General features: G+C 47.1%; 9 protein-coding genes. 7 read left to right on the top strand and 2 right to left on the bottom strand.

Annotation, left to right across the window (positions count from 1 at the left end; genetic code table 11):
• Positions 1–280: 280 nt before the first annotated feature.
• Positions 281–1,294: an alpha/beta hydrolase gene (locus tag LDL40_RS18550; protein WP_300996976.1), complete on the bottom strand. Its 1,014-nt coding sequence runs from the start codon at positions 1,292–1,294 to the stop codon at positions 281–283.
• A 44-nt stretch (positions 1,295–1,338) separates the two neighbouring features.
• Positions 1,339–2,130: an alpha/beta hydrolase gene (locus LDL40_RS18545; protein WP_300996975.1), complete on the bottom strand. Its 792-nt coding sequence runs from the start codon at positions 2,128–2,130 to the stop codon at positions 1,339–1,341.
• Positions 2,131–2,393: 263 nt separating this feature from the next.
• On the opposite strand from LDL40_RS18545, the gene LDL40_RS18540 reads away from it, so the two are divergent.
• The 7 genes from LDL40_RS18540 to LDL40_RS18510 form a co-directional block, all read left to right on the top strand.
• Complete coding sequence (locus LDL40_RS18540; RefSeq protein WP_367304350.1) at positions 2,394–3,833, top strand: catalase; 1,440 nt, start codon at positions 2,394–2,396, stop codon at positions 3,831–3,833.
• Between the two features lie 44 nt (positions 3,834–3,877).
• Positions 3,878–4,702: an alpha/beta hydrolase gene (locus tag LDL40_RS18535; RefSeq protein WP_300996974.1), complete on the top strand. Its 825-nt coding sequence runs from the start codon at positions 3,878–3,880 to the stop codon at positions 4,700–4,702.
• Positions 4,703–4,879: 177 nt separating this feature from the next.
• Positions 4,880–6,289: an ATP-binding protein gene (locus tag LDL40_RS18530; RefSeq protein WP_300996973.1), complete on the top strand. Its 1,410-nt coding sequence runs from the start codon at positions 4,880–4,882 to the stop codon at positions 6,287–6,289.
• Positions 6,286–6,918: a response regulator transcription factor gene (locus LDL40_RS18525; RefSeq protein WP_300996972.1), complete on the top strand. Its 633-nt coding sequence runs from the start codon at positions 6,286–6,288 to the stop codon at positions 6,916–6,918. Before LDL40_RS18530 ends, LDL40_RS18525 begins: the two co-directional genes overlap by 4 nt.
• Before the next feature lie 100 nt (positions 6,919–7,018).
• The gene (locus LDL40_RS18520; RefSeq protein WP_300996971.1) at positions 7,019–7,378 is read left to right on the top strand and encodes a response regulator transcription factor; all 360 of its coding nucleotides are present in this window, start codon (positions 7,019–7,021) and stop codon (positions 7,376–7,378) included.
• Positions 7,379–7,666: 288 nt separating this feature from the next.
• Positions 7,667–9,295: a methyl-accepting chemotaxis protein gene (locus LDL40_RS18515; protein ID WP_300996970.1), complete on the top strand. Its 1,629-nt coding sequence runs from the start codon at positions 7,667–7,669 to the stop codon at positions 9,293–9,295.
• A gap of 69 nt (positions 9,296–9,364) precedes the next feature.
• Positions 9,365–10,000: hypothetical protein (locus tag LDL40_RS18510; protein WP_300996969.1), on the top strand; the 636-nt coding region annotated here is incomplete at its 3' end.

The raw sequence follows: 10,000 nt of genomic DNA, 5'->3' as shown, positions 1-10,000 counted from the left end.
GATAATAATGGCAAGTACCCCGTCAAACAGGGTTTCCAGTCTGTTTTTGCCCATAAAATATGCCTTTTGGTCAAATGGATGCTTCCGGCTATGTCCACAGCACGAGCTGGTTTAATTGCAGATTACAGAGTCTGGTCAGCAAATGAACCTATACAAAGGCATAACTGGGGTGGGTCTGGAGCTGGTATCAATGATCTGTTGTCTGGTCTTACAGAAGAAAGTCTCTGCCAATTGGATGGGCAGAGACTGGAGCTGCAGTTAAGTTTTAGATCCGGTGAACTTAGTTCAGGTGGTCTTTTAATTCCCGACCGGCCTGATCTAACGCATCTTGCACTGCTGGTACTGTGCTCAATACATTCAACAGACCAAAATCGTGGATCATGCCGTTGTAACGCACTGTCGTCACAGCGACACCTGCATCGCTCAGGTGACGGCCATAGGCTTCACCTTCATCACGCAAGACGTCCATTTCTGCAGTCTGAATTAACGCTGGCGGCAGGCCTTGTAACTGTTCTGTACTTGCGCGTAATGGCGAGGCATAAATTTCGTTACGTTGTTCTGCACTGGTTGTGTAGTTATCCCAGAACCACAGCATCATATTACGGGTTAAGAAGTGGCCTTCTGCATAAGTGTGATAAGAGCTGTTGTTAAAGCTGGCGTCTGTCACAGGCCACAGCAATAACTGGAATTTAAGTTTAGGCGAGCCTTCAGCCTTAGCTTTTAAAGCGACCACTGCCGCCATATTGCCACCTACGCTGTTGCCCGCGACGGCCAAACGGCTGCCATCTACGCCAATCTCTTTGCCATGGCTGGCTACCCATTTGGTTGCAGCATAAGCCTGATTAATAGCGGTAGGGTATTTGGCTTCAGGGGATGGCGTGTAATCTACATAGACAGCTGCGGCACCTGAGCGCTGCACTAAATCACGGATCAAACGCTCATGGGTAGGGAAATCACCCAAGACCCAACCGCCGCCGTGGAAGAACATAAAGGCTGGTAAGCTACCTTTAGCTGCTTTTGGCTTTACGATCACCAGTTTAATAGTCTGACCATCGGCCTTAATCACTTTTTCGCTGACAACGGCCTCTGGCAAGGTGGCGCCTTGCTGAGCGCCCACCAGCACAGCGCGGGCATCCTGGGGTGTTAATTGTTCTAGCGGTTTACCCCCGCCTTGTGCCAGAGCGTTTAAAAAGCTCTGGGTTTGTTGCTCCACTCCTGGTGAGCCAGCCGCTATTGCATGGCTGGATGTGAAGGAGACCAGGCTGACGGCCAGAATAGTCTGCAGTGTTTTCATATCAATATCCTCTTTAGTCTATGTTAGTGGTAAATGGTTAAGGTTTACTTCATTGCAGCTGTGGCTGCTTCAATGATCAGCGCTGCGACTTTGTCCGGATGGGATGTCATTACGACATGAGAGGCGCCTGATACCTCGACGATTTTTTTCGCTTTGGCACGTTGCGCCATAAATTTCATTGCGACCGCGGGGATGTTTTTATCCGCCGTGCCATAAATGGCCCAGGAAGCTGTGTTATGCCAGGCTGGTTGTGCTGAAGGCTCCGTTAATGCAAGTTCAGTAATAGGGCGTTGTGTTGCCGCCATCAGTGTGGCTTCTGCCACTGGAACATCAGCCGCAAACTGGGCTCCGAACTTATCCTGTTGTATGTACAGGTCTTTATTGCCATCTTTTAACACGACAGGAGCAGCAAGTGCTGAGCCTAAGGTGCTGCCAGGGTAACGATTGGATAACTCCAGCACCGTCTCCCCTTGTTCTGGGGCAAAAGCTGCGACATAGACTAAAGCTTTGACATTGGTGTTCTCTTTTACGGCATTACTGATCACTGCGCCGCCGTAGGAGTGGCCGACCAAAACAACAGAGCCGGTGGTCTGTTTCACTACACTGGAGACATAATCAGCATCTGCGCTAAGGCTGCGCAACGGGTTAGCTGCAGCGATGACTGGATAGCCCTGCTGTTTCAGTGTTGCCGCTACCGCATTCCAACTGGACGATTCTGCAAAAGCACCGTGAACCAGCACAACAGTGGGTTTATCTGAAGCACAGGCCAAACTACTTATAGTAAGAGTTGCGACTACTAAAGCCGCTTTGATCCGATTTAATGTCACGTGATTCATGATGTATTCCTTGTTAAGTTAACTCGCATTAGGTCATAGATGAGTTGATGAGATCGCCGACTTGAGCGCCACAGCGAAGCCATTTGGCAGCAGAATACTGTTATCCATTGGGCTTGGAGCGTGAGTCGCTGGCTACTTATTGCTCATCTTCGGTGGGGTAATTTGGACCAGTAAGCAGGGAAAAACACCTATACATAGGCATAGTATTGTCAGAGGTTTGCTTGTTCTAGTATTTGTCCATCATCAAAAGAGGGGCAAAAATTATGACCAAACTCACAACAGCTGCAGGTGCACCTGTAGTAGATAATCAGAACGTACAAACTGCAGGGCCTCGTGGCCCAATGCTATTACAGGATGTGTGGCATTTAGAGAAGCTGGCTCATTTTGCCAGAGAAGTTATACCTGAACGCCGTATGCATGCAAAGGGATCTGGCGCTTACGGAGTATTTACCGTCACGCATGACATCAGCCAGTTTAGCAAAGCCGCTGTGTTTGCTCAGCCTGGTAAGCAAACTCCTGTTTTTGTCCGGTTTTCTACAGTTGCAGGTGAAAGAGGGGCGGCCGACGCTGAACGTGATATCCGTGGTTTTGCCATCAAGTTTTACACGGAGATGGGCAATTGGGATCTGGTTGGCAATAACACTCCGGTTTTTTTCATCCGTGATCCACTGAAGTTCACAGACTTAAACCATGTGGTCAAACGTGATCCTAAAACCAATATGCACAACGCTGAGAGTAACTGGGACTGGTGGACTTTGTTACCCGAAGCTTTGCACCAAATCACCATAGTGATGAGTGATAGAGGTATACCTAAGTCTTATCGTCAGATGCACGGTTTTGGCAGCCATACCTTCAGTTTAATTAACTCAGACAATCAGCGTTTTTGGGTGAAGTTTCATTTTATCAGTCAACAGGGCATTGCGAATTTGACCGATGCGGAAGCTCAGCAGCTTGTTGGCCGTGACCGCGACAGTCATCAGCGCGACTTGTTTTACAGTATTGAAAATGGTGATTTTCCGCGCTGGAAGTTAGCTATTCAAGTCATGTCTGAAGCAGAGGCTCAGCAGTGCCCTTTTAACCCGTTTGACCTGACAAAAGTCTGGCCACATAAAGATTATCCTTTGCAGGATGTCGGCGTGCTGGAGCTTAACAGGAATCCGGAAAACTATTTTGCCGAAGTAGAACAAGCCGCATTTTCACCTGCTAACGTGGTGCCAGGTATCGGGTTCTCACCAGATAAAATGCTGCAATCCAGGCTGTTTTCTTATGGTGATGCACAGCGGTACCGTCTGGGCGTTAACCATCATCATATTCCTGTCAACGCGCCGAAATGTCCTTTTCATAGTTATCACAGAGATGGCGCTATGCGCACCGATGGTAATTTGGGGGCAACCATAGGCTATGAACCGAACAGTTATGGTCAGTGGCAACAACAGCCTGAATTTGCCGAGCCTCATCTTGCTCTTCATGGGGATGCGGGTCATTGGGATCATCGCGAAGATACAGATTACTTCAGCCAACCTGGAGATCTATTCCGGTTGATGACGGCAGAGCAACAACAGGTTTTATTCGACAACACGGCGCGTGCTATTTCCTCGGCCTCTGAAACCGTACAACAGCGGCATATTCAGAATTGTAATCAGGCAGACCCGGCTTACGGCGCAGGTATTGCGCTGGCATTAGCCAAATTAAGAAATCTTTAATTCGGACCTTATAAAAGTTCACCAACCCAAAAAGGAAAGATGCTATGTCCACTATAAGCGCAAAAGACGGTACAAAAATTTATTACAAAGACTGGGGGTTAGGTCCCGTGGTGGTATTCAGCCATGGCTGGCCACTGAGTTCTGATGCATGGGAAGATCAGATGTTTTTCCTGGCTTCACATGGGTATCGCTGTATCGCACATGACCGTCGTGGTCATGGCCGCTCGGAGCAGGTATGGGCAGGCAATGATATGGATACCTATGCTGATGATTTAGCAAGCTTAATTGAAACACTGGATTTAAAAGACGTCACTCTTGTTGGCCATTCTACTGGTGGTGGCGAAGTCACTCGTTATGTTGGACGTCATGGTTCATCACGGGTCAAAGGACTGGTTTTAGTTGGCGCTGTTACACCACAAATGGGGGTGTCAGCAAATAATCCGAATGGCGTACCTATGGCAGTGTTTGATGGCATCCGTGCTGGTGTCGTAGCCAATCGTCACCAGTTTTTCCGCGATTTAACAGTCCCATTTTTTGGTTTTAACCGTCTGGACGCGCAGGTTTCTACAGCCTTGCAGGATGTGTTTTGTTATCAGGGTATGTTGGCTGGCTTAAAAAATGTGTATGACTGCATTAAACAATTTTCAGAATCAGATTTTACTGAAGATTTGAAAAAGGTCGATGTACCAGCTTTAGTGATCCACGGTGATGATGATCAGATAGTTCCTGCTGAAACTACAGCTGTAGCTGCAGCCAAACTGTTGAAAAATGCCACTTTGAAGCTGTATCCGGGCGGTTCTCACGGTTTACCTTCAACAAATAAAGACCAGATCAATCAGGATTTATTGGCCTTCTTGCGTTCCTCGTAGGCTATGATTGGAAGCATTAAATGACCAGGGAGGCTGTTACAGTCCCCTGGTTTGCTGCGATCATGGCTTTTATACCCAGGTATAGTGGTTTTTTAATAAGAACGCGCTGATAGTAGAAACTTGGGCTGAGCTGTTTTGCTTCAGTGTTTTATGCAGATCATAAGGTTTAAAAAACGAATGCTGGTTAAACGTCGCTCTGTCAGTGCTTTGATGTATGTTTTTGGTTTGCTTCTTACCGCCGCTATTTTTATTGCTGATACCCTGACCTCATTGCAGATCGCTGTGGCTGTGCTTTATGTCATAGTCGTATTAATAGCTGCTGAGTTGCTTTCAAAACGTGGTGTGATCGCTGTTGGTCTGCTTTGTATAGCGCTGACATTGATCGCTTTTTTTACTTCTCATGGTGCTATGCTCGAGAGCTCGGCTTTTGCCCGTTGCCTGATTAGTTTGGCCGCTATTGCTATTACCACAGTACTGGCATTGAAAAGTCAGCATGCAAAAGACTTGTTGCGACAACAAGTGTACCTACTGTCACAAACCCATGATGCGATTTTAGTCTGCGACATGAAGGGGGTTATTACTCACTGGAATCAGGGAGCCAATAACTTATATGGCTGGAGTAAGGAACAGGCTTTGGGCAAGACTTTATGCGAACTGTTAAATACGCCACCTCAGGCTATGCAACAGCTGCTTAGTACTGGTCATTTTGAAGGTGATTTGATAGAACAGCACCAATCCGGACGGCAAGTGGTGGTGGCCAGCCGCTGGTCGGTCGCCTTAGATACAAAAGGCAAAGCTCAGTCCATTTTGATTAGTAATAATGATCTGACCGAAAGCCGCTTAGCTGAAGATAAATTGCGGGTACAGCAACTCGCGCTGGAGCAGGCCAACAGATTAAGTACTTTGGGTCAGATGTCTGCATCACTGGCGCATGAAATTAATCAGCCTTTGGCCTCGATCAGTATGAGCGCTGAAGCCTCGTTACGTTGGATGAACAGGCCTGAACCTGATTTGCCGGAAATCAATTTCTGTATTAACGCTATAGTCAAAGAAGCGCATAGAGCCGCTGAAGTTGTGAAACGGATCCGGGCTTTGTCGAAAAAAGGCAGTGTGGCTTTAGTGCAGCTGGATTTATGTGGGGTTATTGCTGAGTCTGTGCTGTTGGTTGAAAAAGAGTTGCAGCGCCATCATGTTCAGTATGATATGACTTTGCCTAAGCAGTCCGCCTGGGTAGCCGGAGATAAAATTCAGCTGCAACAGGTGCTGATTAATTTGCTGGTTAATGCAATTCAGGCGATGGAACAGACAGCTGTGCCTGAAAGGCGTTTGCAGCTCAATCTTAAAGCCGATCAGAAAAGTTGGCTATTGGCAGTGGCTGATACGGGGGCTGGCATTGCAGAAGCGGATTTTCCACTATTGTTTGACGCCTTTTACAGTACAAAAGCAGAAGGTATGGGGATGGGGTTATCCATATGCCGCAGCATAGCTGAGGCGCATCATGGTTTGTTATGGGCTGAGCAAAAAGAAAGACCTGGCGCAGTGTTTTATTTGCAATTGCCCCAGTTTACCGCGGAAGTTACATCATGAAATCTGCAGCATCTGCGAAACAGCCGATAGTTTATGTACTGGATGACGAGCCGGCAGTAAGGGATTCGTTAAGCAGTTTGTTGCGCTCTGTTGGATTACAAGCAGAAGTTTTTGCGACAGTAGCTGAATTCAGGCAAGTGCACCTGGCCCCAGTGCCGAGTTGTTTGATCCTCGATGTACGGTTGCAGTTTGCCAATGGTCTGGATTTTCACCGCCAGCTGCAGGAACAAGGGGTAGAACTACCAGTGATTTTTATTACAGGTCATGGTGATATTCCTATGACGGTAAAAGCAATGAAATCCGGCGCTGTGGATTTTCTGGCTAAACCATTTCGTGAGCAGGATTTACTGGATGCTATAGCCACAGCCTTACAAAAAGATCAGCAGCGTCTGGCGACTAATTCAGTTTCCGACGAATTGCGTCATTGCTTTAGCTCATTAACCAACAGAGAGCAGCAGGTGATGCGAATGGCAGTTTCAGGCCTGCTGAATAAACAAATTGCGGACCAACTGAATTTAAGCCTGATCACAGTAAAAATTCACCGCGGTAATATGATGAAAAAAATGCAGGCGAAAAACTTTGCTGAGCTGATGCGTATGGCCGGGCAGTTGGGGCTGAGCAAAAGTTAATACCCCGGTATAATGTTTCGGTTTTTCTTTATCGGTTAAGCTGTACTCCTGTTAAAAACAAAACGCAGTAAAAGTTTTGTTGGCTATCTGGAGAGTGCAGTTGAAACGACCTCTGATTTATGTGCTTGACGATGATGATTCTGTCCGCATTGCTTTGGGTAGCTTTCTTCGTAGTCTTGGCTTTCACATCGAGACCTTCTCTACAGGCATGCAGTTGTTAGCGTCTGACCATTTAGCCCAGGTGTCTTGCGTGATTTCAGACGTGCAAATGCCAGCTATGAGTGGTTTTGAAGTGCTGAGTGTATTACAACAAATCAATCCAGCTGTCCCCGTTATTTTGCTGACGGCATTTTATGAAGATAGCCTAAAACAAAAGGCATTCGATCTTGGCGCCACAGCTTTTCTTAGCAAACCTTTTCAATCCCAGGAAATGTTAAAAGCACTGGGCACTGTACTTTAATGTTCTGTTGTCAGCTTTTGTAAGCTGTCTATTATATGTTCACGCCCAGAAGTTGCAGGCTGCATCTGACAGTGCAGCTCCTCACTCAGGTATTTGCAACCGGACCAGCCTATACCAAGGTTTTAATTGCCTAAACCATTTCCCTAGCTCGCTTTACCCCGGGTAGAAGTGTTTCAGCTTCGCCCTTGCCTTAGCATTAACTCAAGGTCACAAGTTTCAGTCTGTTGACTCATTATCCGCCACCTCTGTAGTGGCTGACACCAAGGGTTTATCTGTGAGGACGGTCTTATGCTACTTAGAAAAATTAGTATCGGAAAAAGAGCTGCCAGTGGTTTTGCATTACTGACGTTAATTGTGTTGTTTTTAGGCTTTTTCAGCTTGTCACAAATGCAGAAGCTGAATCAGGCCACTAAAGATATTGATCAGCATTGGCTGGCAGGCGTCAGCACTTTGCTGGAATTGAATAACAAAATTGGCACAGTGCGGTTAGAGGGCCAAAGATTCAGAGCCAGCAAAGATGATTTGGTCAGAGCAAAAAGCAAAGATCTGATTAATCAGGCCAGCGCCGATATTGTGCAACTGGAAGAAAAATACAAACTACGCGATTTGGCTGACGTGGAGCTGGCGGCTATGACAGCACTTGAGCGCAGCCTGACCTTGTATTTTGATGATTTAAATCAACTGATTAGTCTGGCTGAGCAACATAATTTGACGGACGCAGAGGCCGAATCTTTAAGCCGCCAGTTGAGTGAAGGTGGAGCCAATATCAGTCTGAACTTAGAAAAGTTGATCGCCTATAACAAAGCAGGTTCAGCCCAGGCTGCAGCGGGTAATGAGCAAAATTATCTGGAGTCCACCACTTTAGTCCGTTCCATCCTGGTATTGGCTTTAGCGCTCACAGTAGTGTTAGCCGTAGTGCTGACCCGAAGCATTGTCTTACCTGTGCGCAAAGCCTTGCGGGCCGCTGAAACTATTGCCGATGGCGATTTAAGCCAGGAGATAGATTGTAAAGGCAATGACGAACCAGCTTTGTTACTGCGTGCTATGAATGTGATGCGGAAAAATCTGAAAGAGGTGATCGAAAACATCCGTGATTCGGCGGTACAACTGGCTTCAGCCACCGAAGAAATGAATACAGTGATTTGGAGCAGTACCAACGACTTACAGCAACAAAGTAGTGAAATTGAACTGACTGCAACAGCTATGTCACAAATGACCTCCGCAGTACATGAAGTTGCAGGCAATGCAGTGTCCACATCAGAGCTGTCGCAATTGTCTGACCGCGAAGCCAAAGATGGTAATCAGCGGGTGGCCCAATCTATCAGTCTTATTGAAGACTTAGTGACCAATGTGATGTCGGTTTCTCATAAAGCCGAAACTCTGGCCACTCATACTCACAGCATCAGCAAAGTGCTGGAAGTGATACGAACTATTGCTGACCAAACCAATCTGCTGGCGTTAAATGCTGCCATAGAGGCGGCCAGAGCCGGAGAAAGTGGTCGTGGTTTTGCTGTAGTGGCCGATGAGGTGCGTTCCCTGGCACAGCGTACCCAGCAGTCGACGCTGGAAATAGAACATATGATCAATACAGTGCAACTTCAAACCGATGATACTGTGCATTCACTGCAATTTAGTGCTCAGCAGGCAGAAGCTACGCTGGAGCAAGCTAAAGCAGCAGATCAGGCCTTACGCCAAATCACCCAAGCCATTTCACAGATTAACGAGCGCAATTTAGCTATAGCTGGAGCTACTGAACAACAAGCTTTAGTGGCCCGCGAAGTAGACCAAAGCTTGTTAAAAATCCGTGATTTATCCACTCAAACTGCGGCTGGTGCCAGCCAGACTTCGCAAGCCAGCCAGGAGTTATCCAAGTTGGCGGTGAATCTGGCAGGTTTGGTCGACCGTTTCGCCTTTTAACTTCAAGCTCTGAACGACCGGATCCGTGTATCAATACATGGGTCCGCAGAGGTTCAGCAGGACGGCACTATGAACAGTATTCATTTCCCTGTGGTATCTGAAATATATCAACTGGCAAAGCCAGTTGCGGAAACAGACAGTCACCAGGCAACTGCAGTACCGGCGAGAAAAACCGGCTTGTGGCTTGTTCTGTACTTATGCATTGCGGTGTTGCTTTGTGGCTTTTTGCTGATTTCTTATCTGCAAACCGAAAGCCAGGCCAAGGCGGATTTGCACAATATCAACCTGACACTGGAATCCAGACTAAATGCAGGTCTACTGCAACCTGTGCAAACTCAGTTGAACAGTGTAGCCCAGATGCTGGATCCGGCTTTACTGGATAAAAGTCAGCTGGAGCAGGATAAGTTGCTGCAATACATCCAAAACCTGACCAGCCGTTTCCCGGAACTGCCACCTTTGACCTTGTTAAGCAAATATGGTGCAGCTGTGCTTAGTACGGAGCAAACGGACCAAAGCCTGTATTTTTCTCAAATTCCAGGACTGCTGAACAAAGCCAAACTGCCTCAACTGATATTTGAACAAACCGCAGATAACAGACTTGCTTTGGCTGTGCCATTGTTTAACGCCCGGCAGGAACTCAATGGTTGGGTTGCCACTTCAGTGCGGTTGGATTCCATTCAGAAATTGTTTGCTCAGGTTGAGTTA

This window comes from Rheinheimera sp. (assembly GCF_020217005.1).
Taxonomy (GTDB): Bacteria; Pseudomonadota; Gammaproteobacteria; order Enterobacterales; family Alteromonadaceae; genus Pararheinheimera.
The sequence above is the reverse complement of the archived record's forward strand: the minus strand, read 5'-3'. Positions and strand labels throughout refer to the sequence as shown.